Raw genomic sequence first — 429 nt, 5'->3', positions numbered from 1 at the left:
CTTCTCAATATGAACAGGAGCTTTCTGATACCATTTGTAAATACCGTACACATAAACTCCAGCCAAGGCCACATAGAGTAGGGTAACAGCATAGGGTGAAGCGCCTAAGGCAAGCGACGTAGTCGCGAGCCCCTGAATGAAACCATAGATGAATAAAAAGGATAAAATGGCTAGAAGAAACCAGCCAAGGTTTTTAAGTAATTTCATAAAGTTCTCCTATCTTGCTTTATAGCTGTTTTTCAATACAAAGAGGTTTGCTATTCCTAACACAAGTACCCAGGCAAGTAACATACCGATGTTAGAAAAAGATATTTCCCCACCTTTTTTATTTAAAAGATTTACAATAGGACCAACGAACGAGTAATCCAACACTTTCTGAGCCGTATCATTTTGAAGAGCAATCATAGGTAAAAAAGAGACAATTAACAT

Annotated in this window: 2 protein-coding genes; both read right to left on the bottom strand. The window is 37.8% G+C overall.

Annotated features, from left to right (window positions below):
• On the bottom strand, positions 1-207 hold a 207-nt coding region (locus EN935_RS40255), incomplete at its 3' end, for a hypothetical protein (RefSeq protein WP_281040435.1).
• Between the two features lie 9 nt (positions 208-216).
• Positions 217-429: hypothetical protein (locus tag EN935_RS40250; protein ID WP_206534748.1), on the bottom strand; the 213-nt coding region annotated here is incomplete at its 5' end.

The sequence above is a fragment of the Mesorhizobium sp. M7D.F.Ca.US.004.03.1.1 genome (genome assembly GCF_003998635.1).
Classification (GTDB): domain Bacteria; phylum Pseudomonadota; class Alphaproteobacteria; order Rhizobiales; family Rhizobiaceae; genus Mesorhizobium; species Mesorhizobium loti.
Note: the sequence above shows the minus strand (reverse complement) of the source record. Positions and strands in the feature narration are given on the sequence as shown.